The organism is Motiliproteus sp. MSK22-1 (assembly GCF_001968815.1).
In the GTDB taxonomy this organism is placed as follows: domain Bacteria; phylum Pseudomonadota; class Gammaproteobacteria; order Pseudomonadales; family Balneatricaceae; genus Motiliproteus.
In genome coordinates this window covers 196,425-221,941 of record NZ_MIEQ01000044.1, presented here as the reverse complement: position 1 = coordinate 221,941, position 25,517 = coordinate 196,425, and the positions used below count along the sequence as shown (strand labels likewise).

Annotated in this window: 22 protein-coding genes; 17 read left to right on the top strand and 5 right to left on the bottom strand. The window is 46.6% G+C overall.

Features of this window, described 5'->3' with window-relative positions:
• The first annotated feature begins 8 nt into the window (after nt 1–8).
• Nucleotides 9–257, top strand: a complete 249-nt coding sequence (gene nqrM, locus BGP75_RS11595) for a (Na+)-NQR maturation NqrM (protein WP_076718770.1) — start codon at nt 9–11, stop codon at nt 255–257.
• A gap of 179 nt (nt 258–436) precedes the next feature.
• Entirely contained in the window at nt 437–1,837 is a 1,401-nt protein-coding gene (sthA, locus tag BGP75_RS11590; protein WP_076718769.1) for a Si-specific NAD(P)(+) transhydrogenase, read from the top strand.
• 124 nt (nt 1,838–1,961) lie between these two features.
• On the opposite strand, the gene BGP75_RS11585 is transcribed toward sthA, so the two are convergent.
• Nucleotides 1,962–2,996: a sensor domain-containing diguanylate cyclase gene (locus tag BGP75_RS11585; RefSeq protein WP_076718768.1), complete on the bottom strand. Its 1,035-nt coding sequence runs from the start codon at nt 2,994–2,996 to the stop codon at nt 1,962–1,964.
• A gap of 102 nt (nt 2,997–3,098) precedes the next feature.
• Nucleotides 3,099–4,328, bottom strand: coding sequence for a PilT/PilU family type 4a pilus ATPase (locus BGP75_RS11580; protein WP_076718767.1), 1,230 nt, complete (start codon nt 4,326–4,328; stop codon nt 3,099–3,101).
• A gap of 395 nt (nt 4,329–4,723) precedes the next feature.
• Here BGP75_RS11580 and BGP75_RS11575 point away from each other — a divergent pair, with 395 nt between their 5' ends.
• The 4 genes from BGP75_RS11575 to BGP75_RS11560 all read left to right on the top strand — a co-directional run bounded on the left by BGP75_RS11575 (nt 4,724) and on the right by BGP75_RS11560 (nt 10,497).
• Nucleotides 4,724–6,364, top strand: a complete 1,641-nt coding sequence (locus BGP75_RS11575) for an adenylate/guanylate cyclase domain-containing protein (RefSeq protein ID WP_076718766.1) — start codon at nt 4,724–4,726, stop codon at nt 6,362–6,364.
• 170 nt (nt 6,365–6,534) lie between these two features.
• Nucleotides 6,535–7,434, top strand: a complete 900-nt coding sequence (locus tag BGP75_RS11570; RefSeq protein ID WP_076719293.1) for a MoxR family ATPase — start codon at nt 6,535–6,537, stop codon at nt 7,432–7,434.
• A gap of 13 nt (nt 7,435–7,447) precedes the next feature.
• Nucleotides 7,448–8,458, top strand: a complete 1,011-nt coding sequence (locus tag BGP75_RS11565) for a DUF58 domain-containing protein (RefSeq protein WP_076718765.1) — start codon at nt 7,448–7,450, stop codon at nt 8,456–8,458.
• The gene (locus BGP75_RS11560) at nt 8,455–10,497 is read left to right on the top strand and encodes a DUF3488 and transglutaminase-like domain-containing protein (protein ID WP_083704766.1); all 2,043 of its coding nucleotides are present in this window, start codon (nt 8,455–8,457) and stop codon (nt 10,495–10,497) included. The genes BGP75_RS11565 and BGP75_RS11560 overlap by 4 nt, the downstream gene beginning before the upstream one ends.
• A 132-nt stretch (nt 10,498–10,629) precedes the next feature.
• Here BGP75_RS11560 and BGP75_RS11555 read toward each other — a convergent pair whose 3' ends face one another.
• A complete protein-coding gene (locus BGP75_RS11555) occupies nt 10,630–11,022 on the bottom strand; it encodes a DUF3461 family protein (protein ID WP_076718763.1) in 393 nt (130 codons plus the stop codon).
• A 360-nt stretch (nt 11,023–11,382) separates the two neighbouring features.
• On the opposite strand from BGP75_RS11555, the gene BGP75_RS11550 reads away from it, so the two are divergent.
• The gene (locus BGP75_RS11550) at nt 11,383–13,629 is read left to right on the top strand and encodes a YgiQ family radical SAM protein (protein ID WP_076718762.1); all 2,247 of its coding nucleotides are present in this window, start codon (nt 11,383–11,385) and stop codon (nt 13,627–13,629) included.
• A gap of 238 nt (nt 13,630–13,867) precedes the next feature.
• Complete coding sequence (gene aceK / locus BGP75_RS11545; RefSeq protein WP_076718761.1) at nt 13,868–15,625, top strand: bifunctional isocitrate dehydrogenase kinase/phosphatase; 1,758 nt, start codon at nt 13,868–13,870, stop codon at nt 15,623–15,625.
• Between the two features lie 203 nt (nt 15,626–15,828).
• On the opposite strand, the gene BGP75_RS11540 is transcribed toward aceK, so the two are convergent.
• Nucleotides 15,829–16,038, bottom strand: coding sequence for a cold-shock protein (locus tag BGP75_RS11540; RefSeq protein WP_076718760.1), 210 nt, complete (start codon nt 16,036–16,038; stop codon nt 15,829–15,831).
• A gap of 320 nt (nt 16,039–16,358) precedes the next feature.
• Here BGP75_RS11540 and BGP75_RS11535 point away from each other — a divergent pair, with 320 nt between their 5' ends.
• Nucleotides 16,359–16,952 carry an ACP phosphodiesterase gene (locus BGP75_RS11535; protein ID WP_076718759.1) on the top strand — a complete coding sequence of 198 codons (594 nt, stop codon included), beginning with the start codon at nt 16,359–16,361 and terminating at the stop codon, nt 16,950–16,952.
• 64 nt (nt 16,953–17,016) lie between these two features.
• Nucleotides 17,017–17,757: a ferredoxin--NADP reductase gene (locus BGP75_RS11530; protein WP_076718758.1), complete on the top strand. Its 741-nt coding sequence runs from the start codon at nt 17,017–17,019 to the stop codon at nt 17,755–17,757.
• A 62-nt stretch (nt 17,758–17,819) separates the two neighbouring features.
• Here the strand turns inward: BGP75_RS11530 and BGP75_RS11525 are convergent, their stop codons facing one another.
• Nucleotides 17,820–18,095, bottom strand: a complete 276-nt coding sequence (locus BGP75_RS11525; protein WP_076718757.1) for a late competence development ComFB family protein — start codon at nt 18,093–18,095, stop codon at nt 17,820–17,822.
• 265 nt (nt 18,096–18,360) lie between these two features.
• Between BGP75_RS11525 and BGP75_RS11520 the strand changes: the two genes are divergently transcribed.
• The 7 genes from BGP75_RS11520 (at nt 18,361) to BGP75_RS11490 (ending at nt 25,515) form a co-directional block, all read left to right on the top strand.
• On the top strand, nt 18,361–18,927 hold the full coding sequence (locus BGP75_RS11520) for a 2-hydroxychromene-2-carboxylate isomerase (protein WP_076718756.1): 567 nt from the start codon (nt 18,361–18,363) through the stop codon (nt 18,925–18,927).
• A 138-nt stretch (nt 18,928–19,065) separates the two neighbouring features.
• Nucleotides 19,066–20,127 carry a histidinol-phosphate transaminase gene (gene hisC, locus BGP75_RS11515; protein WP_076719292.1) on the top strand — a complete coding sequence of 354 codons (1,062 nt, stop codon included), beginning with the start codon at nt 19,066–19,068 and terminating at the stop codon, nt 20,125–20,127.
• A gap of 411 nt (nt 20,128–20,538) precedes the next feature.
• Nucleotides 20,539–21,753 carry a PfkB family carbohydrate kinase gene (locus tag BGP75_RS11510; RefSeq protein ID WP_083704765.1) on the top strand — a complete coding sequence of 405 codons (1,215 nt, stop codon included), beginning with the start codon at nt 20,539–20,541 and terminating at the stop codon, nt 21,751–21,753.
• 46 nt (nt 21,754–21,799) lie between these two features.
• Nucleotides 21,800–22,717, top strand: coding sequence for a pseudouridine-5'-phosphate glycosidase (locus BGP75_RS11505; protein WP_076718755.1), 918 nt, complete (start codon nt 21,800–21,802; stop codon nt 22,715–22,717).
• Between the two features lie 240 nt (nt 22,718–22,957).
• Nucleotides 22,958–23,170 carry a hypothetical protein gene (locus BGP75_RS11500; protein WP_076718754.1) on the top strand — a complete coding sequence of 71 codons (213 nt, stop codon included), beginning with the start codon at nt 22,958–22,960 and terminating at the stop codon, nt 23,168–23,170.
• A 327-nt stretch (nt 23,171–23,497) separates the two neighbouring features.
• Nucleotides 23,498–24,460, top strand: a complete 963-nt coding sequence (locus BGP75_RS11495; protein ID WP_076718753.1) for a MoxR family ATPase — start codon at nt 23,498–23,500, stop codon at nt 24,458–24,460.
• A 77-nt stretch (nt 24,461–24,537) separates the two neighbouring features.
• Nucleotides 24,538–25,515 carry a DUF58 domain-containing protein gene (locus tag BGP75_RS11490; protein WP_076718752.1) on the top strand — a complete coding sequence of 326 codons (978 nt, stop codon included), beginning with the start codon at nt 24,538–24,540 and terminating at the stop codon, nt 25,513–25,515.
• Nucleotides 25,516–25,517 lie beyond the last annotated feature (2 nt).

The window sequence follows — 25,517 nt, the reverse complement described above, 5'->3', positions numbered from 1 at the left end:
GTATTCCGATGGAAACTGTAATTCTAGCAGTAGTCGTGCTGGCCATATTTATTCTCGCTATGTCCGTGGGTGTCATTATGGGACGTAAACCGATAAAGGGCTCTTGTGGGGGGGTCGGAGCAGCTCTTGGTGAAAAGGATTATATTTGTCCCGTTTGCGGTGATGATCCTGACAAATGTGAAAATGAAAATGAACAGGAAGAGTCGATGGACGCTAACGCTTTAGGCTATGAACTCAGTTCAGTTAAAGCTAAATAGTCAGGTAGTACTAAATAGTCAGTTAAAACTAAATAGTCAGTTAAAACTAAATAGTCAGTTAAAACCAAGTAGCCTGACTTTCGGCCCCCGGGCATCTGATTTCAGGGGCTTTGTGGCGTAGTGATTCTACAGATATAACCAGGTTGCAAGGACCTGCGGACAAAACTTAGGGGATTTAGATGGCGGTTTACGAGTACGATGTAGTTGTAATTGGTTCCGGGCCCGCGGGTGAAGGTGCTGCCATGAATTCCGCCAAAAAAGGGCTTCGTGTAGCAGTCGTTGAAAGCCATGATAAAGTTGGTGGGGGCTGTACTCACAAAGGAACCATTCCTTCAAAAGCATTACGTCATTCCGTCAAGCAGATTATTGAATTTAATACCAACCCTATGTTCCGGGATATTGGTGAGCCTCGTTGGTTTTCTTTCCCGAAGGTATTGAAGCGTGCTGAAAAAGTCATCACCAATCAGGTGATGATGCGAACTGGTTTTTATGCCCGTAATCGTATCGATGTTTATTTTGGTACTGCGCGTTTTGACGACGCGAACACTATCAGAGTCTCTCATTCCAGCCGCAATGAAGATGTTTTGAAGGCAAAAAATGTAATTATTGCTACCGGGTCACGACCCTATTCTCCTGATGACGTTAACTTCAATCATCCTCGCATATACAACTCGGATACTATTTTAGAGCTCGAGCACACGCCCAGAACACTCATCGTTTACGGTGCTGGCGTTATTGGCTGCGAATACGCGTCTATTTTTGGCGGGCTGGGAGTCAAGATTGATCTCATCGATAACCGTGACCGCTTGCTGTCCTTCCTGGATGATGAGATATCCGATGCGTTGAGCTACCATCTGCGAAATCACGGCTGCACGATACGCCATAATGAAGAATATGAAAGCATCGAAGGGGATGATCACGGCGTTTTGTTGACCCTTAAGTCGGGTAAGAAGATTCGTGCGGATGCGTTCCTGTGGTGTAATGGCCGTACCGGTAATACCGATAATATGGGACTGGAAAAAATAGGTCTGGTTCCTAATGGGCGTGGACAACTGGAAGTCGATGATCATTATCGGACCCCTGTTGAGGGAATTTATGCTGCGGGCGACGTTGTGGGCTGGCCTAGTCTTGCTTCCGCAGCGTTGGACCAGGGCCGAGCAGCCAGCACGGATATGCTAAAGGCTGAAGATTTTCATTTTGTAGCTGAAGTACCCACCGGCATTTATACGATTCCTGAGATCAGCTCGGTTGGTAAGACGGAGATGGAGCTGACTGCGGCTAAGGTACCCTATGAAGTGGGGCAAGCTTTCTTTAAAGATATTGCTCGGGCACAGATATACGGTGAACCTGTTGGCATGTTGAAGATTCTGTTTCACCGAGAAACCCTGCAAATTCTGGGAATCCACTGTTTTGGTGACCGGGCATCGGAAATAATTCATATCGGTCAAGCCATTATGAATCAGGAAGGTGAAGCGAATACTATCAAGTATTTCGTGAATACAACCTTTAACTACCCTACGATGGCTGAAGCTTTCCGTATTGCTGCAATAGCCGGTCTTAATCGAATCGCGAATATCTGATACCGGTACAACCGCTTTGCAGGGAAATATACACTAAAGTAATTTCCCTGGAGCGGATCGCAATCAATAAAGGCCAGAAGTGGATTGGGTCCATAGATTAAGCGTATAACTGATTATTACTAAGCTAATGCCTTGGTGACAGATTGGACATCGAGGCTAATTTCTTCTGGTGTTTAATGTTGAACATCATCCTATCTACTTCGGATAGCATGGTTGAAATATCCAGCTCCGTATCTGCCTGATAACACTTGGCTCCAACACTTGTGGTGATGGGAGGTAAGCTGTCTCTGCATTGTTTTAACAAGTTGAGTTTTTTCTGAATACGGACGGCAATATTTTCCAGATCCTGCGACTGGCTAACAAAGACCAAAGCCGCAAATTCGTCATCACCGATACGGGCCGCAATATCTGAATCGCGCAGCTCGCTTCCCAAGGCATTCGCCAAAGCAATAATAGCCTGGTCTCCCGTTTCATAGCCAAGTTGATCGTTGATTGAGCGAAGGTTATCGAGATCAAAATACATCAGCCCAAAGGTGTGTCCATAACGCTTGGCAACGCTGAGTTTATATTGGGCGAGAGTGTCGAAGCCTCGTCTGTTATAAATCCCGGTTAAATCGTCGGTAAGACTCAGCTGATTTAGTTCGTGCTCACTGACCAGTAGTTGAAGATCTGATTCAATCTGATTTCTAAAGGAATTGATCAGTTCGAAATAGGGTTCCCTGTATTCGGTGGCACGATAATCCATTATGCAGAGCACGCCAAAAGGAATGCCGTTGGGCCACAGTAGCGGTAACCCAAGATAGGAAACGAATCCTTCTTCGGCAATTTCAGGGAATCCGGACCAGCAAGTCTGCTCACCAGTCCTTTCAGATGCGTGACTATTGAAAGCGTGAGCATTGGGAACATAAAGCTCACGAATATCATTGATAACCTGACGGTGGATAGTATTGCTATCAGAAGGGATAAGGTTTCCACTTAGATAAGGGTTGCTTTCCTGTTGACTGCTGATGGCAATTTGATAACCCTGCTGATTGAACTGTAACACAAAGCAGGAGGGCGCGTGGAATAGCCTGGCCAGCAGATCAACGGTATCCTGCCATTTATCCAGGGAGATCGTGCTTTGCTTTACTTCGAGGATCCATTTGTCCCTATCCAGCATTTGTGGCCCTATTTCTGAGGTTATAGTCTTACTTATTATTCAGTCAGTCTAGTGCATAACCCCGTTGAAATCTCCTCTATTAAGGTATTTTCGTCAACTGATCTAGCCGTTAGTTGACGAAGGATCATCATGGGTTGAATTGGAATCATCTTTATCGTCTTCATCATCCATTTCCAACGATAAAGCCATTTTAGGTGCTGATGCCTGATCGGGCTGCTCACTTTCATCACTTTGTCCATCTGGGGTTGCTCCAGCTTCGGGTTTCTTTTGTGCCGCCAGTCGCATTTTCAGTGCCAGATTTGTTTTCGAGTCGGAATTCTTCAGTGCGTCTTCAGCTTTGATCTTGCCGGTTTTCCAGAGATTAAAAAGCGCCATATCAAAAGTTTGCATACCCTGGTTCGCTGATTTTTCCATCACTTCCTTTATCTCATCTATTCTTCCGTGCTTAATCATGTCATTAACTCTGGGCGAGCCTAACAGTACCTCTATGGCTGCGGCTCTTTTACCATCCTTAGTCGGTAACAGTCGCTGTGATATCACTCCTTTCATGTTTAGTGAAAGATCAAGAAACAGTTGATTGTGTCGCTCCTGAGGGAAGAAGTTGATTATTCGCCCCAGAGCCTGGTTGGCGTTGTTGGCGTGTAAGGTGGAGAGACAAAGATGTCCTGTTTCAGCAAACGCAAGTGCATATTCCATTGTTTCTGCGCTACGTATTTCACCAATCAGAATGACGTCCGGAGCTTGCCTGAGAGTATTTTCAAGCGCGTCTTCATAATTAAGGGTGTCGACTCCCACTTCACGTTGATTGATTATTGATTGCTTATGGGAATGGACGAATTCGACAGGGTCTTCGATTGTTATGATGTGGCCGGAGCTATTTCTGTTTCGGTGATCAATCAATGATGCAAGGGAAGTTGATTTGCCTGAGCCAGTGCCACCTACAAACAGGATAAGTCCTCGTTTTTCCATGATTAAGTTTTTGAGGACCTTGGGGAGCCCCAGAGATTTTGCGTCCGGTATTTCTGTTGCTATGGAACGAATAACCATGGAGTACTCATGCCGTTGCCGAAAGATATTAACTCTGAAGCGGCCCAGGCCGGGTTTCGATAAAGCAAGGTTCATTTCAGGTCGTTCTTCAAACTCCCTGATCTGTTTCTCGTTCATAATCGCATATGCTATCTCTTTAATACGGCCTCTGACCATAACGTCATCAGCGAGAGGGACCATCTTTCCGTGTACTTTTGAACTTGGACGCGCATTCGTTGACAGAAATAAATCAGCACCCTCAAGTTCCACCATCTTTTCCAAGTATTTATCGAGTTCTTCAGACATACTTATTCCATGTGAAAAATTTTTAAGGCCAGTTGTATATCGCCGACCTTGTCTGTAACTGGCGGATTAATTCTAGACCTTTCCTTGAAGAGATCACCAGTATCGTTAATAAATATACTGGGAAACTACTCATTGATGTTATTTATACCGTTATCTTCACTGAAAGAATATCCGAGTCCCAAAAAGTATAACGATGGGGAGCTTTACTGCTGGCGGTTGTCAACAACCGGTTATTGAGACCACACACTGGTTGCAAACCATATACAGGGGGATGAAAAAAGAAGGGGGGGAGTTAAGGTTTACAGCTTGCCGTTTATTCAATGGGTTTTAGGGTCCCCAATGAATTGATACAGATCTGATTGGAAAGCAGACGATCACCCAAGTAAGGATTTAGAATGGAGAAAAAACTGCGTCTTGCCACTGGTCTGGTGATGGCTTTATTTGTGATATTGCACCTGACAAATCATAGCCTTGGGCTTATATCTCTGGCGTGGATGGAAGCTTATCGGAAGCCCTTTGTTGCTTTCTGGCATTATCCCCTGTCGACCTTTTTACTCTATGGTTCTGTACTGACTCATTTTGGTCTTGCGTTGAGTTCTCTCTATCGTCGGAATACATTAAAGCTGCCCACCTGGGAGATGATGCAGCTGCTTCTTGGACTTAGTATCCCTCCTCTTATTTTCAGTCATGTGGTGGGAACCAGGGCCGTTGCCGGGATATTGGATGTTAGTGTGGATTACGAGGTGGTAATTGGAGCGATATGGTCAAGTGCTGGCTTGGTGACCAAGCAAACTTTGTTGGTTATCGTGGTATGGGGACATTTATTAATCGGATTGCATTACTGGTTAAGACTGAAGCCAGCCTATGTTCGATGGTTACCATTTTGGCAGTTATTGGCCACATTACTTCCTATTCTCGCACTACTGGGTTTTGTTCGTGTATCGTTTGAAGTCGGTAAGATCGATCTTGAAAAACGTTTTGCCAGTCTGAATGAGCTGTACCCTCAGCAGATGGAGCTGATCCAGGGTATCGAACCAACAATGTGGTTGATTTTCGTTTTATCTGTTCTCCTGGTGGTCCTGGCCCGGTACCTGCGAGTGAGGTACCGGGTAAAATTTGGCTCAGTAAATATTGTTCATCCCACTGCGGGTAATTTGAAGGCCCCCGTCGGAGCTACCCTTTTGGAAGCTTTGAGGCAGGCGGGTGTTCCCCATTCATCTGTTTGTGGCGGGCGGGCTCGCTGTACGACCTGTCGAGTGAGGGTTATAGGGGGGCAGGAAAATTTGCAGCCTGCGGAAATGGAGGAGAACAATGCGTTGGCTGGAATAAAGGCTGATCCTAATGTTCGTCTGGCTTGTCAGCTTCATGTAGACCAGGATATTAGTATTGTGCCGTTGATTCCACCGGAAAGAAGTTCGGATTATGTGCGAAAACCCGGGGGAGTTGAAGGGAAGGAGCAACAGGTTGCAGTGTTGTTTGTTGATCTCAGAGGTTCAACCGCTTTAGGGGAGCTGCGTCTGCCCTATGATGTGGTATTTATACTCAACCAGTTTTTTTCAGCAATGGTGAGTGCTCTTGCTCAAACAAATGGCCACTACGCTCAATTTAATGGCGATGGACTGATGGCTCTGTATGGTCTGGAAACAGATTTGGCGACAGGCTGTCGAGAGGCCATTAGCGGTGCTGCGGCAATGTTAGCTGAGTTGGAACGTTTAAATAATCGCCTGAATCTTGAACTTGATGCGCCGCTTAAAGTCGGTATAGGCATACACAGTGGTGAAGCAATCGTCGGAACCATGGGACCTCCGTTAACGCCGATCGTATCCGCCGTGGGCGATACAGTAAATATTGCAGCTCGGCTGGAGGCAGAGACTAAAGTCCATACCGTTCCGTTAGTGGTATCCAGAATTACCGCTGAGCGAGGAGGGGTTGGGCTGGCTGGGGCTGGCCAGTACCAGGTTAGTGTCAGAGGGCGTAAGGAGTCCCTGGAGGTTTTGGCCTTCACGCAGCAACAACTGATAGAAGCGCTGCGCTAGGTCATGGATTAGCCGCAGCCCGCAGAGTTATGCTGTCTAAAATTAGAATTTAATCAAGGATTGGAATTAATATGCTCAACGGTATTTATGGTCGGAAGCAAGACGTTTCAATCAAATCAATTGAGCAGCCATCTCACGACAGTTCTGACTACCATGACTTGATTAATGCCATGGTTTCTGAAGTTGAAACCGTGGTGATGGGTAAGACTCATCAGGTGCGACTGGCATTGGCTTGCTTATTCGCCAATGGGCATCTTTTGATAGAAGATCTTCCCGGTATGGGAAAGACTACCTTGGCCCATACGCTGGCAGGGGTTCTTGGATTCAGTTTTAAGCGTATTCAGTTCACCAGTGATCTTTTACCGGCAGACATTATCGGGGCTCCTATTTTTGATGGTCGGGAACAGCGCTTCGAGTTTCAGCCAGGGCCTGTTTTTTCTCAGCTGTTGCTTGCTGATGAAATCAACCGGGCTACTCCGAAAGCACAAAGCGCATTGCTGGAAGCCATGGAAGAGCGTCAGGTTTCAGTTGACGGTACGACTCATCCTTTGCCTGTCCCTTTTTTTGTGATTGCTACTCAAAACCCTATCAGTCAGACCGGAACTTTTCCTCTGCCTGAGTCGCAACTGGATCGCTTCCTGATGCGCATCGAACTTGGATACCCTGCTCATGAGGCAGAGCGTAGAATACTTCAAGGAAGTAATCCAAGAGAGAGTATTTCGGAATTAAAGCAAATACTGGGTTTAGACCAGTTAAGGCTAATTCAGCAGCGTGTCGAATCTATTTTGGTTGCTGATCCCCTGTTGGATTATGTTCAGCGCTTAGTGCATTTCAGTCGCCAATGCAGTGATTTTGATTTCGGCCTTTCTCCTCGAGGCGCACTTGCTCTGGTTCGCAGTGCCAGGGCTTGGGCGCTGATTGAAGGACGGGATTATGTTATCCCTGAAGATGTTCAACAGGTACTGCCCTGTGTGGCAGAGCATCGTTTGAGAGGTGGACGAGGTCATAGTGGCCATAGGGGTATCACCTTAACCAGGCAGTTAATAGACGCTGTAGACGTATTGGAGTAGCAGGAGCGCAACCATGATTGCCTTATTGCAACGCCCAAAACAACTGTTGAACAGCTGGTCTGAAAGCTGGCTTGAACGGCGATCGCCGAAGACTCGTTCTTTAACATTAAACCAGCAGCGAATATTTATTATTCCTACGCGAGACGGTATCGGTTTTCTGTTGATGCTGGCCGCTATCTTCGTGGGCGGGATAAACTATGCTAACAGCCTGATTCTTGGTGTTTCTTTTCTGTTGGTAAGTCTATTTCTTGTATCCATTCTGCATACTTATGGCAACCTGTCAGGGCTTCAAATCAGCGCTGGGCGTAGCCAGAATGCTTTTGTCGGGGAAGAGGCGGTATTTACCCTTAACCTGAATTCTGAAGGCGAGCAGGACTATGAGGCTATCTGGTTTTACTGGGGGGAGGGTAAGCCCCAGGCAGTGAATCTGATAGGTGATCAAGAGTTATCAGTGCGGATGTTATTACCGGTAAACCAGAGAGGGTATTATTCACCGCCGCGATTAAAGATTGAAACCCGTTTCCCCCTCGGTTTGCTGCGAGCCTGGAGCTGGATTGACCTTGATACAAGCTGTCTGGTTTATCCAAAGCCCAGAATCAATGACTACCCAAGACGAAATGAAGGCGCAGGTTTGGATGGTGAGCGTCTGTTACATGAGGGTAGTGATGACTTTGATGGACTGAAAACATATGTTGCTGGGGATAGTCCCCGTAATGTCGCCTGGAAAACGTACGCACGTACCGGGGATATGTACTCAAAAGTTTTTGTCGGTCAGGAGGATCATGAACACTGGCTGGATTGGGAGGCCTTTGCGGGTTTAGCAATTGAAGAAAGGTTGTCCCGGCTCTGCTATTGGGTTACTCAGCTCAGTGATGAGGGGCGAACGTTTGGTCTCCGTCTACCCGGTGTTGAAATTCGTCCAGCAAGGGGAGAGCTGCACCGCAGTGAATGTCTTGAGAGGCTAGCTTGCTATGGTCTGGGAGACTTGGATCATAAACGGGTAAACGTCGGTGAGGCTGAATGATGGAGAATAGTCAGCCGATTCCACGAAATAGTCTGGTCTGGCTGTTGGCTTCAATGTTTGCCGGTATTGCTCCTCATTTTTCCCGGTTGCCACTCTGGGTAATCGCGGTCTGTTTGTTATGCGGTAGCTGGCGAATTATGGTTTATCGTAGCCGCTGGAAACTGCCTGGTCGATGGATAAAAGCACTGTTGGTATTTTCCAGTTTTGCGGCTGTTTTAGGGCATTATGGAACTCTGTTTGGGCCCGATGCAGGTACTGCGCTGTTAATTCTGGGATTTTGCTTCAAATTACTTGAAACTCATAACCGTAAGGATGCGTTTACAGTCGTTGTACTCGGGTTCTTTGTGGTCGCTACGGCGTTTTTTTATACTCAATCAATGCTTAGTGCGGGCTATTTGTTGCTGGTTTGCTTTATGGTTACGGCGGCATTAATCGGCCTGAATCAGACACCTTTGCAGACTGATCCCAAGCGAACAGCCCGTCGGGCCTTTAAGCTTCTGCTTCAAAGTATACCGTTGATGTTGGTTTTATTTGTGTTTGTTCCGCGTGTTGCACCCCTTTGGTCATTGGATCTGAGTGGGAGTCGGGCAAAAACGGGATTAAGTGATCGCATTACACCAGGAGATATTGCTGAGCTTAGTCGGTCACCAGAGCTTGCTTTTAGAGTGGAATTTGAGGGAAGTATACCCGACACCTCCAAGCTATATTGGCGAGGCTTGGTTCTGGATCACTATGATGGCGCGACCTGGAGTCGTGGAGTATCCAATAATGAGCAAAGTTTGATGGATCGCGAACCGATGGTGGCTGGCTTTAACGGAGAAGGAATTCCCTGGCAGGCGAGTGTCCGCTTTCAGGGAGATCAGTATCGATACCGTGTCATTATGGAACCTACGGATAAACGTTGGTTGTTTGCACTGCCGGCCGCCCGCAGTGAAAACAGGCGTGTTGGTTTTAGTCGTGATTTTCGATTGCTGTCTGACACTCCGATAAGCCAACCGTTCAGCTATTCGGTTAGCTCAGATCTCAGATTTAGTCTTGATACCAGCCTTCCCCGGTGGTTGGCTCAGCGAAATCTGCAGCTCCCCGAAACAGGAAATCCTCGTAGCCGACAGCTCGCAGAAAGATTACTTAAGCAATCAAAGACGGCAAGCAGCTACGTTACTCAGGTTTTAACGTTCTTTTCAGAAAAAACCTTCAGCTACACGCTTAGGCCTCCGCGCTTGACCGGCGACCGTATAGATCAGTTTTTATTTGAGACCAGGCAGGGGTTTTGTAGCCATTATGCCGGTGCCTTTGTCTATCTAATGCGTTCTGCCGGCATTCCGGCACGAATTGTAGCGGGTTATCAAGGAGGAGAGATTAATCCTCTCGGTGGGCATTTGCTGGTCCATCAATTCGATGCCCATGCCTGGGCAGAAGTATGGCTTCCGGGGCAAGGATGGAAAAGAGCCGATCCCACGGCAGTGATAGCCCCCTCCCGGGTTGAGCAGGGGGTAGAAGAAGCGCTTTCTGAGGAGCAGAGTTTTCTTGAAGACTCTGTGTTGTCACCGCTCCGCTACCGGAGTATCAACTGGCTGACGCAGTTTCGCTTTGCTTGGGATTACGTCAACTTTGCCTGGCATCGGTCAGTGTTAGGCTACGATGCTAAACTACAGGCTGATTTTCTTTCCAGGTTACTGGGGCCTGTAGACTTCAAAAAGCTGGGGCTCATTATGGTGCTGTTAACCACACTGGTGCTGCTAGGGCTTGCTGGACTGCTGTTCTTAAATCGACGGGGTCATTCCCGCGATCCGCTGCTACAAATTTATCTGAAGTTCTGCAAAAGAATGGCTGCTAAGGGTATCAGACGGATGCCGGGAGAATCTGCTGGCGAATACCTGCAACGATTAATCAAAAAATATCCGGACAAGGCTTCTGAAATGGAGGAGTTAACAGATTTGTATACGCAAGCTACTTACTCATCGAATTACTCTTCCAATGGAGAGGGGAGTCAACAAGCCACTTTATCGCGGATGAAGCGTTTACTACGCACACTTTGAACGGTCGTTGGCGTTGCGAATCCGTGGTTTTTGAAAGGTGCTGCAAGAGCCAAGATCCGCAGCTTGGGTCTAATAACCGCCGCATGGCTGTTGGCTCGATACAGACAATCCTGATTACACCGATATTGATGGTTATTTCAATTTCGCAATATCTTCACGCAGGTCGCGAATCTTGTTGGCCAGAACTTTTTCCAGGTGATCAATGTCAGTAAGCAGGCGTTCCTTGACATCGGTAATTTCATGCTCATGTTGAACCAGCTTGTGAAGTTCATCAATAGCCTTCATCAGAAAAGGAGACATTTCTGTAACTTCCTGATACTTGTCCTGACTACTGTCGATTCGAACTGTGTGGGCCGCCCGGCCAAACTTGAATTTTTTGCTTTTAGGCAGGAATGATTTTTTCCCACGTTTAAAGTATACCTTCAGGACGTCTTCGAGGCCTTCCTGACGAAGGCTGTATTTGTATACGGAGTCAATGCTGTCCTCCGCAATACCCATTTCAGTTAGAGTGGGGTAATCAGACATGTCTTAATCCTTATTTCCCGTGACTGGAAGTTATTAAATCGATGTCAACTTTAGTCTAGTCTTTGGAAAAAAGATAATGGTTTTGAATCTTGCGTTGAAGATAATTGACGTAAAGCAATAGATGGGAATCGGTTATTTTTTGCTGCTCTTAAGTAACAGCTTCCATCAGAGTATTATCACTTAACTTTTCCAAAGCTGCGGCTCAGCAATTATGGTTCCAGTCCGACGGCTGTTTGTTTATCCGACTTCTTTTCTCAGGTATACTGCACCGCTCAGGCATATTTTCCAGGCACTCTTTTTAGAACAGTTTTTTCAAAACTGTTTCTCAGATACAGTCCCTTCAAAAATCGGTACATCTTCATGCAAGCGGCTAGACCTTTAAATTCCTATACACAATACAGGCCCCTTAAGCCTGCTCCTTTTCTTCCCATGTCCAAAGAGGAAATGGATACGCTGGGATGGGATGCGTGTGATGTGATACTGGTTACCGGGGATGCTTACGTTGATCACCCCAGTTTTGGCATGGCTGTTATCGGTCGAATGTTGGAAGCAGAGGGCTTTCGAGTAGGGATTATTGCGCAGCCGAACTGGAAAGATAAGCAGGATTTTATGCGCTTGGGTAAGCCCCGCCTGTTCTATGGGGTTACTGCCGGTAATATGGATAGCATGATCAATCGATATACTGCAGAACGCCGTTTACGCCATGATGACGCATATACTCCCGATGCCGAGGGAGGAAAGCGTCCTGATCGCGCGGTGGTGGCTTACGCTCAACGTTGCCGGGAAGCCTATAAAGATGTTCCGCTGATTCTTGGAGGGATCGAAGCCAGCCTGAGACGTATTGCCCATTATGACTATTGGTCTGACAAGGTTCGCAGATCCGTGCTTCCTGATGCCAAAGCTGATCTGTTGCTGTATGGAAATGCCGAACGGGCACTGATTGAAATTGCTCACCGCCTGGCTGATGGAGAAGCGATTGAAACCTTGAATATGATCCGTGGAACGGCAGTGATGCGTTCTCAGCTTCCCGGTGGGTGGAGTATCATCGATTCCAGTGATGTGGACTTACCGGGCAAGTTAATGCCCATACCAAACCCTTATGCCTATGAAAACGCAGCCTGCGAATCAGGGGAGGGAGTCAAAGAGGTTGCTGAAGCGCAACCTCAGGTTCTTCGAATAGAGCCTCATGCAAAACGCAGGAAGGATATCTGTATTCGATTGCCTGCCTATGAGCAGGTGATGGAAGATCCTGTGCTTTACGCCCATGCTTCGCGGGTTTTGCATCTGGAAACCAATCCTGGTAATGCACGGGTTCTGGTTCAGCGTCATGGAAACAGGGATCTTTGGGTTAATCCGCCTCCGATACCGCTGACGACCGAAGAAATGGACAGGGTATTTGATCTGCCTTATGCGAGGGTTCCACACCCCAGTTACGGAAATGCACGAATCCCAGCCTATGAGATGATTCGCTTCTCTGTAAACATTATGCGCGGTTGCTTTGGAGGTTGTACCTTCTGTTCAATTACTGAGCATGAAGGACGGATTATCCAGAATCGATCTGAAGACTCCATTATTCGAGAGGTTGAGGCGATACGGGATAAAGTACCTGGTTTTACCGGAACAATTTCAGATCTGGGTGGGCCTACAGCAAATATGTACCGGCTGGCTTGTAAGGACGAAAAAATTGAGTCTGCTTGTCGTCGGCTATCCTGCGTTCATCCGGGTATCTGCGAGAACTTGAAAACCGATCATCGTCATTTGACCCAGCTCTACCGACGCGCGAGAAAGCTGCCGGGTGTTAAACGCATATTGATAGCCTCTGGCCTGCGTTATGATCTTGCGGTGGAAGATCCGGAATATTTGCGTGAACTGGTTAATCATCATGTTGGCGGTTATCTGAAAATTGCCCCGGAGCACACAGAAGAGGGCCCTCTGTCTTTGATGATGAAACCGGGTATGGGAACTTACTATCGCTTCAAAAAAATGTTCGAGAGATTCTCGAAAGAGGCCGGGAAAAAGCAGTACCTGATTCCTTATTTTATTTCTGCCCATCCGGGAACAGAAGATGAGGATATGCTAAACCTTGCCATATGGCTGAAGGAAAATAATCTCAAACTGGATCAGGTACAGAACTTTATTCCTTCCCCGATGTGCAATGCGACCACCATGTACCACAGTGGCCGAAGCCCTTTACAGCGAGTAAAACGTTCTTCAGAACAGCTGACTATACCTAAAGGAGCGCGTCAGCGTCGCTTGCATAAAGCCTTACTACGTTACCATGACCCGGAAAACTGGCCACTTATTCGAGAGACATTATTGCGTCTGGGGCGGCGGGATTTGATTGGTCGCGGGCCTCATGCATTGGTACCGCCCGGAGCCGCTGGCAAGAGTAATCGGTCAGGTGCTGCCAAGGGGCGTCGTCATTCTTATGTGTCTAAAGGCAAGCTTGGACAGCAAGCAAATCAGGCTCGAACCGATGGGCCAAAAAAAGCAACGCAAAGTACCAGAGCGAAGACTGGAACCAGCGTGAAAACAAATTCTGGATCGACTAAAAAATCAAACGGAAATCGCACTGGATCAGCTAATAAACGGGGTGGCAGAAACTAGGCGCTGTGGCTTAAGGGGCAAGTTCTGTGGCTTAATCAGGCGGATTTTAGTTGCAGACGGAACAGGCTGCGCGTTGCCAAAGAAATCAGATCAGTGCTTTTAAAAAAGACTGATCTTTTAGCTGCTCTTTTTAAGACATCAGAATACTGTTTATTGTTATCGCTTCACTATATTCTGCTTCCTGTGAGTGATTATCAACCTGGCCGCAGTGTCATGGGTAAGGGAAGAGGGTGGAGTTATGGGGCATGTCTTACCTCAAGAAGATGCAAGAGCAATTGCGACAGCGATTGCGCAGTCGATCGTTGATGGATTTGATGAATACCGGACAAAGTTTGAGCAGATTTCAGCAGGCGCGCAACGGCGATTTGAGCAAGCCGATTGGTTAGGAATGCAGAAGGCCTGCACTGATCGAGTTGATTTATATGACCTTTCTGTGAGTCTGGTGACAGCCCAGGTTAAAAAAGAGGCTGGAAATTACTCTCTCTCGACTGAAGTTTGGCGACAAGCGAAGCTGGCATATACTGAGCTTATTATCAGTCGTACTCATGGGGAACTGGCTGAGACATTTTTTAATTCTATCTATTGTCGTACATTCAGACATAAGGAAATTGACGATACCAAGATATTCGTCAAAACTTCACTCCCGAAAGGTTGGGAGCCGCCTAAGACAGGCATCATTAATCACTACTCTCTGAATGGCAACCTGCCCAAACTCATTTCTCAGATTCTTGATGACTATGCTTTTAACATTCCCTATGAAAACAAACGACGGGATGTCCGGAATATTGTTCGCCACCTGAGAGACAACCCTCATTTTGGTATGCCGATGAACAGTGGGGCCCGGCTGGAAATAATCAAGACCGTATTTTTCCGTAACAAAGGGGCATACATTGTTGGCAGGAGCCTGAGTGGTGATGGGAGTCAAAGTAATCCCTTTGTGTTACCTATTTTGAATAATGAGCAAGGGGGTGTTTACGTGGACACCCTGATCCTTGATCCGGATGACGTCAGTGTTATTTTCAGTTTTACGCGATCCTATTTCATGGTCATAGCGCCGATTCCATTTGAGTACGTTCGATTTTTGTCCAGTTTGTTGCCTACCAAAAAAGTCTATGAACTTTATAGTTCTTTCGGGTTTTACAAACACGGTAAAACTGAATTCTACCGGGACTTTCTTGATCACCTTGATCAGACGGACGATCAGTTTGTTATTGCACCAGGAATCAAGGGAATGGTGATGACAGTATTTACTCTGCCGTCATTGGACAGTGTATTTAAAATCATCAAAGATCGGTTTCACCCCTCAAAGGATATGACCCGAGAAACAGTCAAAGCGAAGTATCGCCTGGTTAAACGACATGATAAAGCAGGGCGCATGGCTGATACCCAGGAGTTCAGCAACTTTATTTTTGAGCGGTCTCGTTTTTCTGATGAACTCCTGGAAGAGCTGCTAAAAGTGGCAGCTGATACAGTCGAGGTGACTGAAGATAAGGTTATCGTCAAACATCTGTGGGTAGAGCGTCGGATGACGCCACTAAATATTTATATTGATAATGCTGACGAAGAAGAACTCCGCAGTGCTATCAGTGAATATGGGAATGCTATCAGACAACTTGCTTCAGCCAATATTTTTCCAGGGGACATGTTGTTCAAAAATTTTGGTGTAACTCGCCATGGACGTGTTGTTTTCTATGATTATGATGAAATCTGCTATCTGACCGAGTGCAACTTTCGGCGTATTCCTGAAGCGCAAACTATCGAACAGGAGATGGCCAGTGAGCCTTGGTACTCCATTTCTCCCGCAGACGTTTTCCCGGAAGAGTTTATTATTTTCCTGGCAGGTCGTCGTCGACGAGAAGTTGCAGCGGTTTTTAACGAGCTGCATTACGACATATTTGATGCAGACTATTGGCAGGGGCTACAGAACGCTATAAATCACGGTGAAGTCATGGATGTATTTCCCTATCGTCGTAAAAAACGTTTTTCCAGAAAGTAACCCTATGGGCTCGTATAGAACCGGTTGCGGCCTGGTCCGGTAAGCAGATCGTCTACAATAGAAGACCAGCGGTTATTGTTGTTTCAAGTGAAGTCGTTTAGAGCAAACAGTTTGGGAGAGTGGGAGGAAAACCGGTGGTTTTGAGGCAAACAGAATATGGGTGGCGGAAGCTCCGCCACCCTGACTGAATAATCGTGAATAGCTTACAGCTTAGTAACGTTGACCGCTTGAAGGCCCTTCTGTCCCTGAGTGACTTCGAAGGAAACTTGCTCGCCATCTTGCAGGGTTTTGCGGCCTTCTCCTGTAATGCCACTGAAGTGTACAAACACATCAGGCCCACTTTCCTGCTCGATAAAACCAAATCCTTTGTCGTCGTTGAACCACTTAACGGTTCCGTTGATAACCTCTGACATACTCTAGAAACTCCGATCGCTTTTCAGGCCCTGAGGGCTGATCCTATTATTGTGTTGTTTAACGTTCTGACAGTCTTTCATACGGAAAAGAGAACACAATGCTCATACCGACCAAGCGTTTGCTTGGAAAAACAACAGAAATTTCAACATACCGTAAAATATCAACCTTCTCAATGGCCTTTTGTCAAATCTGCGTTATTGTCATGAGTGGTTGTAGTTAATTGGTTATTATGTTTATTAAAATAAGGACTTATCAGTAAGGTTTCTTAGGTTAGCCCGACCTAAGTTCCATGGCTCGATGACCCAAGAAAAGGTGCTTATTGAATTACTTAGCCCATCTTTATTTTGCTGCAGCTACACCTGAGTCCAGAATCGGAAACCTTATGGGGGATTTTGCGCGGGGGGCGCTTGATCCTGACTGGCCGGTTTCGTTGCGAAATGGTGTATGGCTACATCGAAAAATAGATGTATTTACCGATGCTCATCCCTGCTTATTGCAGGCTCGGCGACGGATCAGTCCTGAGCGCCGAAGGTTGGCAGGTATTATTCTGGACATTAGCTTCGATCATTTTTTAAGTCGTCACTGGTCTCAATTCAGCAGCCAGTTGAAAACGGATTTTATACGGGAGGTTTATCGTGATTTAAGCCGTTACCGGGGATACCTGCCTGCAAAAATGGAGCGGCCATTAAAAATGATGGTCGAGCAGGACTGGCTGTCAGCCTACCATTCCATTGATGGAGTCAATCGAGCTCTGGACGGGGTTTCAAGGCGCTTTAGTCGACCGACCAATCTGCTGGGAGCGGGGGAGGAAATAGAAAAAAACTATGCAGATCTGGAAAAGGATTTCTTAGAGTATTTTCCTCAACTAATAGGCTATGTAAGCGGATTGCAAATGCAGCTAGAGATTGAGTAATGGAGCTAAACCGAACTGAGAGTCTATAGTAAGAGCGTAGAGTAAGCTGATTTGGGGAGATCTTATGAGTGAATGGATACAAGCGACTGTGCTTAATAATAAGCGCTGGAATGAGCATTTGCATTCGCTTCAAATAGAAGCAGAAGGGATCAAATTTACTGCTGGCCAGTATACTCGACTGGCATTGGATATCGATGAGGTAAGAGTCGCAAGGCCGTATTCTTTTGTAAATCCCCCCGATGTTGAAACCTTGGAATTCTATTTGAACAGCGTTCCAGACGGTCCATTGTCAAACCGCCTGGTTAACATGAATAGCGGCGATAGAATTTGGGTTTCTACTAAACCGGCAGGTTTTCTTACGCTTGATGAAGTGCCAGATGGCCAATTCTTGTGGATGCTGGCTACCGGAACGGCGATTGGTCCTTTTCTTTCTATCTTGAGGACGAAACAGCCCTGGAACAGGTTTCAGCGAGTGTTATTAGCCTACGCCGTTCGTAATGAAAATGAACTCAGTTACCGTGATCTGCTGGAACAGTTTTCGAAACAGCATTCAGAACAGTTTACCTGGGTCCCCTTTGTCAGTCGTGAATCTTTAGATTATGGTCTGTCTGGTCGAATTCCCACAGCTCTCGATGATGGTTCTCTTGAAGAGTATTTCAAGCAAAAACTGAACAGGGACACACAGGTGATGATTTGCGGCAACCCCCATATGGTCAAGGATTCCATAAGCTCCCTTAAAGCAAAAGGACTTTCAAAGAATTTACGTCATACACCGGGACATATAACGGTTGAGCGATACTGGTAACGGCGTTGGTGGTGCCACTACTGATGATTAGCAATTGTGCAACCGGACAGAGGATTCTTTGACTATTCGAGCCTGTCTCTTTTGCTTTTTCTTACGTATTGCAGTGCTTCACCAATTGCTTTTTGGATTTTTTTGTCCATCTCATGATGTTCTGTAGGAGACAGGTAAAATGCCATATCGATTTCATGACGAAAGTAGCGCGGAGGTAGATGATTAAGGGCGACACAAGCCACATCCGCCAGAAACTCAGGGTCGTCTGACTCATTTTGATACTTTTCAGCCAGAGTCTCCGTAACCATCTTTTCGTAGTAGTTATGAATATTCTCACGAATTGACATCGATAGCCCCTATCCAAATTGGATTAAAAAATGTTTCTTAATGCAATCTCTGATTGTTTCTTAAGCTCTTTAAATATCTATCTATTCTTAGTGTAGCAGTGTAGAACATTACAGGGATTACTTCTAACCCTTGTCGAGACGAGCGTCAAGCAAGAGTATATCTGAGTTGCGGCGGTAATTAAGGCGGGCATGGATTGTAGACGTAAACCGGCAAGAAACTGAGTATGATGTTTTGAGTACGCAAATAAAAAACGGGAAAATGTAAATGACCCAAAAAATAGAGTTTTTCTATGATGTGCTGAGCCCATATAGTTATCTGGCATTTTGTCGTTTACAGGGGATGGCTAAGCGACTTAAAACCGAGTTGGAATTGCGGCCGGTATCTATGCCCAGGCTCCATGAAATCACAGGGAATACTCCACCCGCGTTGGTGGTTGCGCGCCTTGCTTATGTAAAAAAGGATATCGATGCTCTCGGTCGTTATTACGGTATTCCTGTGCAATGGCCCAAGTTGTTTCCGTGCCGCACAGGTCGAGCGATGTCTGTTTTAACTTTGGTTGAAGGAGGTGAGCGGTTGCAGTTAACCCGACAGCTCTTTTCTGCTTATTGGGTTGAGGGCCTGGATATTGGTGAACCTGAGGTTCTGGCCAGTATCGTGGGTGAAGGATTGTTAACGGCTGCCGCAGAACCCTCTGTTCGGGAACAGCTGCAATCAACCACAGATGAAGCTGCGAAGCGGGGGGCGTTTGGTGTCCCCACTTGCTTTGTTGGCGAGCATATGTTTTTTGGTAATGATCGTTTGTTTATGTTGCAAGTCCATATGAATCGATAATTTAGGGAACCTTCGCATAAATCCATTAAGCTCTCAGGTTCCTTAAGGTCGGAGCTGTTTAAGAAAATATTGGGCTTATCCAAAACTTTCTTAAACGGTATACTCTGTTTTTTTGATCCTACCGAGATTTTTTCAGCGATGAGTAAATACTGGAGTCCTTCCATTCGTGACATTGAGCCTTATGTTCCTGGAGAACAGCCTAAGGGGGGGGCGGTGATTAAGCTCAACACTAACGAAAATCCTTATCCACCTTCTCCCAGGGTGTTGGAGTCAATACAGGGATTACCGGTTGACCAGTTGCGGCTTTATCCAGACCCTGACGCCAGCGCATTGAGGCAAGCTATTGCCAACAATTTGGATGTTGAAAGTAAAAACGTATTTGTTGGCAACGGCTCTGATGAGGTTCTCGGGCTGTCGTTTATGGCCTTTTTCCGACAGGTTTGGCCGATCCTTTATCCCAACTACACCTACAGTTTTTATCCGGTATATTGCAACCTGTTTGGAATCGAGTATCGAACGGTTCCCTTAGGGGAAGATTTCAGTATCAATATCGAAGACTATGAGACGGCGAACGGTGGTGTTGTCATTGCCAATCCAAATGCCCCGACAGGAATGGCCTTGTCTCTGGATAAAATTGAACAACTACTTTCCTTTAATCGTGAAAGTGTTGTTATTGTCGATGAGGCTTATGTTGATTTTGGTGCCGAATCGGCTGTCTCCCTGATTGATCGCTATGAAAACCTGCTGGTGGTTCAGACGCTTTCCAAATCCCGCTCTTTGGCTGGGCTGAGAGTTGGCTATGCACTGGGAAGTGAGGTTTTGATTGATGGTCTTGAACGTGTAAAGAATTCATTTAACTCCTATCCTCTGGATACTTTGGCGATTAATGCTGCCGTAGCAGCCATAGAAGATAAGGAATATTTTGAACAGACTCGCAACGCTATTGTTGAGTCAAGAACCTGGTTAACTGATGAACTTCAGCAGCTTGGTTTTGAAGTATTGCCCTCAAAGGCAAATTTTGTTTTCGTTTCTCACCTGGAAAAAGATTCGGAAACCCTGTATCAGCAGCTTCGCCAGCAAGGAATTCTGGTACGTTACTTTGACAAGCCTGTTATTGATCGTTACCTACGTATCACTGTTGGGACTACTGATGAAATCAAAGCCCTGGTAGACGCTCTTAAGCCATTGTTAGAGAGCTAGACTTCTTTGTGGGTGTCTATGAACCGCTGCAGGCTGCTATTTTGTTGGTTAAGTTCTGGCTTTTAAAAGTCGGCAGAGGTTAAAAGCCAGAGATTAACGGCATCGACTGTTTACTTCTGGCTTCCTTTAGACTCGCTAATATTAATTCTCGTCTGTTATTCTTTTCTCTCTCAACGCCTGTTACAGATATCCCTCTTTATCTTGATATTAATAAACCCGGCAACCTGTTTTTCCTGAAGTAAAATTACCACGATTGGTCAGGTTTCTCAGGAATGAGTCGTTCTTCCTGAATTGGGATTATCAGAATTTTTCGACAGCTTATCTTACCTCAGGCCTTTACCGCAGCTGAGTACTTTCTTTCCAGCCTGAAAAACAATACACTAAACAAAAGTTTGCTCTGAGGACATCTGTTTGCCTGAAAGTAAAAATCCAACTAGTGCTGTGAACAAAGGTAAACAGCATGAAGACGCTGTTCCGCAAAAGGAAAGCCAGCGTGAGTCTGAGGTATTGGCTTTGATTCGCCGAGATCCACTGATCTCTCAGAATGAGATTGGGGAGCGCTTGGGTATCAGCCGTTCAGCAGTGGCGGGCCATATTATGAAACTGATGCAGAAGGGCGTGGTTCGTGGAAAAGGCTATCTGCTGAATGATGAACCCTATGTGGTGGTGATTGGTGGTGCCAACATGGATATTCAGGGTACCAGTCAGCAAAGCCTTGTTGAGGGGGATTCGAACCCTGGGTCAGTGGTTCAGACCCCGGGTGGCGTTGGGCGTAATATTGCGGAAAACCTGGCTCGTCTAGGGGTTGATGTCCGTTTGATTGTCGCTCTGGGGCGAGATCGGAACGGAGAACAGTTGTTGCAGCAAACGGAGATGGCGGGTGTTGATTGCAGCCCCAGTTTTCATTTTAACGGTTGTAGTTCCAGTTACCTGTCAGTAATGAATCAACAGGGAGAGTTGGTCGCTGCGGTCTCGGATATGGCTATTGTCGATAATCTGACTCCGGAATGCTTAAGTCAGCGATCCAGTCTGATCAATAACGCTTCAGCTCTGGTACTTGATACCAATTTACCTGCTGCAACACTGGAGTTTCTTCTGCGCGAATACAGCCATATTCCTATTTTTGTGGATCCGGTATCGACCGCCAAAGCCGGGAAGGTGCGTCGCCAGCTATCTTCGATTCATACGCTGAAACCAAATCGCCTGGAAGCGGAGCAATTGACAGGAATAAAGATCCGTTCGTCGAAGGATTTCCCCGCAGTAACGGATTTTCTTCATCGGGTTGGGATTGCTGATGTGTATCTGTCTTTAGGGGCTGATGGAGTATTTGCCAGTCGATCAGATTCAAAGCTTCATCTTCCCGCATTGTCTAGTCTTGTGACTGAAGAGAAAGCTGGTTCCAATCCTGCTGCTCATTCACCACTGGCGCTGAAGTCTGTCACAGGTGCCGGTGATGCATTTATGGCAGGTCTGGTTTATAGCCATCTAAAGAAGATGGAATGGGTGAAAGGGGTTGGTTTTGCTCAGGCATGTGCGCAGATGACGCTGACCAGTGAGCGAAGTATTCACCCGGCCCTGTGTGTTACCCAGGTTGAAAAATTTGTAGATCTAAATCTTTCAGAATAATTGTCAGGTCGCTAAATAATTTGGCACCAATCGAACAGGAGTCATAATGTTAATTTCTTTTTTGGATGTCCACCCTGAAGTACAGCAAGCACTGGATCAAGGGTTACCGGTGGTTGCTCTTGAATCAACGATAATTTCACATGGTATGCCCTATCCACAGAATGTAGAAACGGCATTAACGGTAGCTCAGACCATTCGGGATAAAGGAGCAATACCTGCTACCATAGCGATCATTGGCGGTCGTCTGAAGATTGGATTAACACCGGAAGAGATTGAATATTTTGGTAAACAAGGTGTGGCCGTTACCAAGACCAGTCGCCGTGATATTCCTTTCATAGTTGCCTCAGGACTGGACGGAGCGACAACGGTAGCATCAACCATGATACTTGCAGCAATGGCCGGAATCAGGGTTTTTGCTACGGGGGGGATTGGTGGAGTGCATCGGGGGGCTGAAACAAGTTTTGATATCTCAGCCGATCTGCAGGAATTGGCTAATACTGATGTAGCGGTGGTTTGTGCCGGTATTAAGTCAATACTGGATCTGGGACTCACCCGGGAGTATCTGGAAACTCAGGGAGTGCCAGTCGTTGGATATCAAACCGATCAGCTACCCGCATTTTACAGTCGCGAAAGTGATTTTGAGGTGGATTACCGTCGGGATACTCCGGAACAGATTGCCCAGGCATTAAACGCTAAATGGAGAATGGGTTTAAAGGGTGGAGTCGTCATCGCTAATCCGATACCAGAAGCTTACAGTATGCCGCGCGAGGCAATAGATCAGGCAATTGCTCAAGCCCTTGGAGAAGCTGAAAAACAGGGCATTGGTGGTAAGCAATCGACTCCTTTCCTGCTGGCCCGGGTTAGTGAATTAACCGGGGGTGATAGTCTTAACGCTAATGTTCAATTGGTTTTGAACAATGCACGGCTTGGTGCTGATATTGCTATTGAACTGGCGGGAATGTAACTGTCGTTTTGATCTTAAACTGTCTTTGCGATCAGCGCTCCCTGACGGGTTGGTTTCTCGCTTATTGACGCCTGTTTATCGCTGTTCTTTGAAGGGGTCGAGAGGGTTGTCTGAGTTTTTTCTGGTTAGTGGCTTAAATAAATCCGTTGGGCCGATAAATTGAATTTGGATAACCTTCGTCTCTTGTACTACAATCTCCTGATCAATGGAAAGGGCAAGCTCGCGCCAGGGAGTGGAATCATGGGACAAAGGGTACGGAAAATCAGCGGTATTAAGGCCAGAGATAAGGATCATTTCGTCGCTCTGCTTAAGTCTAAACACTATCGTGAGGTTGGCATACTAGAGACTCCTGGGGAATTGGAGTACAGTGCCCGTTCTCAAATCAATGACTTTGATGACCCTGACTGTGATATGACCTGGACTGTCGTATTTAGCACCGGTCACGAATCCTAAATCTTCACAGATTCTTCCCGAGTCTGGCATGAAACAGCATCTTTCTGAGTAACCTGCGGTTGAGTTGCCTGTGGCAAAGCCTGCCATACGGCCGTTTTGCCTGTTTGTTCACGTCTGTTGGTGCCCTTTAAACTGAAGCATAAAAACGATTTCGCGATCGATTGACATTAATCGTCAATAGGTTGGATGTCGCGTTGCTATTTTCTGTACATTTATCCTGCTACAGGTTGTTGAACTTTAACGCCAGCAGTCACTCGAAGATTCTTGAATTGCACTCATTATTGAATAAAATCAGTTGCTTCTGTTGAGGGCTAAGATTTGGAACGGATGAATACGTTAACGCAATTTAAGACATTAAAAAGCTGGCTGGAAGGGCAGATCATTGGCCAGCAGCAGCTTGTGGAGCGATTACTGATCGCAATGCTGGCCGATGGACATTTATTGGTTGAAGGAGCCCCTGGACTGGCAAAAACCAAAGCCATCAAAACTCTTTCTGTGGGTATTGAAGGTGATTTCCATCGGATTCAGTTTACTCCGGACCTGCTACCCGCTGATGTTACCGGCAGTGATATTTATCGCCCAGAGGAAGGTTCTTTTCGTTTTCAACCGGGGCCCATCTTTCATAATTTGGTATTGGCAGACGAAATTAACCGGGCTCCGGCAAAAGTGCAGTCGGCTCTTCTGGAAGCGATGGCTGAAAGACAGATCAGTGTCGGCCGCAGCAGTTACTCGTTGCCCGCGCTTTTTCTCGTTATGGCAACTCAGAACCCTATTGAGCAAGAAGGAACCTATCCTTTGCCTGAGGCTCAATTGGATCGATTTTTAATGCAGGTACTTGTTGATTATCCTGACCAGGATGCAGAGCTGGAGATCTTGAAGCTGGCGCGGAATGAAGCAGAAGCCGGTAGTATCGATCCTCCGTCTATTACGATCAGCCAAAATGTATTGATGACGGCCCGTGAGGAAATTCTGCAACTGCATATGGCGGAAGCGCTTGAGCAGTATATTGTTCAGATAACCATTGCAACACGTCAACCGGAGCGCTATTCGTCGGAGCTGAAGAGTTGGATTGAATACGGTGCAAGCCCCAGGGCGACAATTGCTCTTGATCGTTGTGCTCGCGCTCACGCATGGCTCAATGGCCGTGATTATGTGAGTCCTGATGATGTTCAATCCATTGCTGTTGATGTACTCAGACATCGTCTTGTGCTGAGTTTTGAGGCAGAGGCAAATGGAATGAGCAGTGAAGCGGTCATTCAGCAGTTACTGCGCCAGATCCCCGTAGCCTGATAACAGGATGATTAAGCCGGTGTCAGTAACCTTACGTCAAGACATACAGCCTTAGTACAACGGAACGAAGATAATAGATGACTCAACGTGCAAACGTTCAACAGATTGATGAGTATCAGCTCGAAGGGGCGTATACCGATTTAAACAGACTTGTAGGCTTGCATCGTTTTTCTGGCGATCTCCGTTTAACTAAGCATCATCCCGGTGCGGCTGCCCAGGCGGGGGAGTGGAAAACCCGATTTCGTGGCAGGGGGATTGATTTTGAAGAAGTCAGGTTATATCAGCCCGGTGATGATATTCGCTCAATTGACTGGCGGGTAACGGCTCGCAGTCAAAAGACCCATACACGAGTGTACCGTGAAGAAAAGGAACGGCCGGTCATTTTAGCGGCTGATATGCGCTCCCCAATGTTTTTTGGTAGCCAGAACTGTTTTAAGTCAGTTCTGGCTGCTGCACTGACAAGCTGCCTGGCCTGGTGCTCACTGGCCAATCGGGATCGCGTAGGAGGTTTGGTTTTTGGTGATTACAGCCATCGAGACATTCGGCCTCGTCGCAGTAAACATAATGTTCTTGAGCTAATACGACAGTTGGATGCTTACAGTCATCTGCTAACCAGTCCTTGCCCTCCCAGGATGGAGCAGCCTCGATCATTGTCAGATTTATTAGAGACGTTAGTACGGATATGCAAACCAGGCACTGCCGTGTTTATTGCCAGCGATTTTCATGATTTTGATGAAAGCTGTCGTAAAAGGCTATATCAGTTGGCGCGACACGTGGAAGTCACACTGTTTCTGATTGTTGATCCTCTCGAAGAAAAACTTCCAGCCCGCGGGCAGTTTTGGATAACCAACGGTGTCCGACGCCAGCGCCTTTCTGACTCCAGCAGTCATGGCTGGGTTTTGAGTCAACGGATTGAAAAGCTGGAACAGGCCTGTGGGCCGTTGGGTGTTTGTTTACACCGGTTTAGTACCGGGGATCATCTGCTCAGCGGTATGCATCGGTTATATGGACGACGTAACAGCCCGATGAGTAGTAATCAACCGAGGGAGAGTTAGCC

What these genes read in the sequence shown, in the direction of transcription:
- BGP75_RS11540 (WP_076718760.1), bottom strand. Translation starts at nt 16,038, where the DNA reads ATGTCAGAGGTTATCAACGGAACCGTTAAGTGGTTCAACGACGACAAA.
- BGP75_RS11495 (WP_076718753.1), top strand. Translation starts at nt 23,498, where the DNA reads ATGAATACGTTAACGCAATTTAAGACATTAAAAAGCTGGCTGGAAGGG.
- hisC (WP_076719292.1), top strand. Translation starts at nt 19,066, where the DNA reads ATGAGTAAATACTGGAGTCCTTCCATTCGTGACATTGAGCCTTATGTT.
- BGP75_RS11500 (WP_076718754.1), top strand. Translation starts at nt 22,958, where the DNA reads ATGGGACAAAGGGTACGGAAAATCAGCGGTATTAAGGCCAGAGATAAG.
- aceK (WP_076718761.1), top strand. Translation starts at nt 13,868, where the DNA reads ATGGGGCATGTCTTACCTCAAGAAGATGCAAGAGCAATTGCGACAGCG.
- BGP75_RS11530 (WP_076718758.1), top strand. Translation starts at nt 17,017, where the DNA reads ATGAGTGAATGGATACAAGCGACTGTGCTTAATAATAAGCGCTGGAAT.
- BGP75_RS11580 (WP_076718767.1), bottom strand. Translation starts at nt 4,328, where the DNA reads ATGTCTGAAGAACTCGATAAATACTTGGAAAAGATGGTGGAACTTGAG.
- sthA (WP_076718769.1), top strand. Translation starts at nt 437, where the DNA reads ATGGCGGTTTACGAGTACGATGTAGTTGTAATTGGTTCCGGGCCCGCG.
- BGP75_RS11560 (WP_083704766.1), top strand. Translation starts at nt 8,455, where the DNA reads ATGATGGAGAATAGTCAGCCGATTCCACGAAATAGTCTGGTCTGGCTG.
- BGP75_RS11565 (WP_076718765.1), top strand. Translation starts at nt 7,448, where the DNA reads ATGATTGCCTTATTGCAACGCCCAAAACAACTGTTGAACAGCTGGTCT.
- BGP75_RS11520 (WP_076718756.1), top strand. Translation starts at nt 18,361, where the DNA reads ATGACCCAAAAAATAGAGTTTTTCTATGATGTGCTGAGCCCATATAGT.
- BGP75_RS11570 (WP_076719293.1), top strand. Translation starts at nt 6,535, where the DNA reads ATGGTTTCTGAAGTTGAAACCGTGGTGATGGGTAAGACTCATCAGGTG.
- BGP75_RS11525 (WP_076718757.1), bottom strand. Translation starts at nt 18,095, where the DNA reads ATGTCAATTCGTGAGAATATTCATAACTACTACGAAAAGATGGTTACG.
- BGP75_RS11505 (WP_076718755.1), top strand. Translation starts at nt 21,800, where the DNA reads ATGTTAATTTCTTTTTTGGATGTCCACCCTGAAGTACAGCAAGCACTG.
- BGP75_RS11550 (WP_076718762.1), top strand. Translation starts at nt 11,383, where the DNA reads ATGCAAGCGGCTAGACCTTTAAATTCCTATACACAATACAGGCCCCTT.
- BGP75_RS11490 (WP_076718752.1), top strand. Translation starts at nt 24,538, where the DNA reads ATGACTCAACGTGCAAACGTTCAACAGATTGATGAGTATCAGCTCGAA.
- nqrM (WP_076718770.1), top strand. Translation starts at nt 9, where the DNA reads ATGGAAACTGTAATTCTAGCAGTAGTCGTGCTGGCCATATTTATTCTC.
- BGP75_RS11575 (WP_076718766.1), top strand. Translation starts at nt 4,724, where the DNA reads ATGGAGAAAAAACTGCGTCTTGCCACTGGTCTGGTGATGGCTTTATTT.
- BGP75_RS11555 (WP_076718763.1), bottom strand. Translation starts at nt 11,022, where the DNA reads ATGTCTGATTACCCCACTCTAACTGAAATGGGTATTGCGGAGGACAGC.
- BGP75_RS11585 (WP_076718768.1), bottom strand. Translation starts at nt 2,996, where the DNA reads ATGCTGGATAGGGACAAATGGATCCTCGAAGTAAAGCAAAGCACGATC.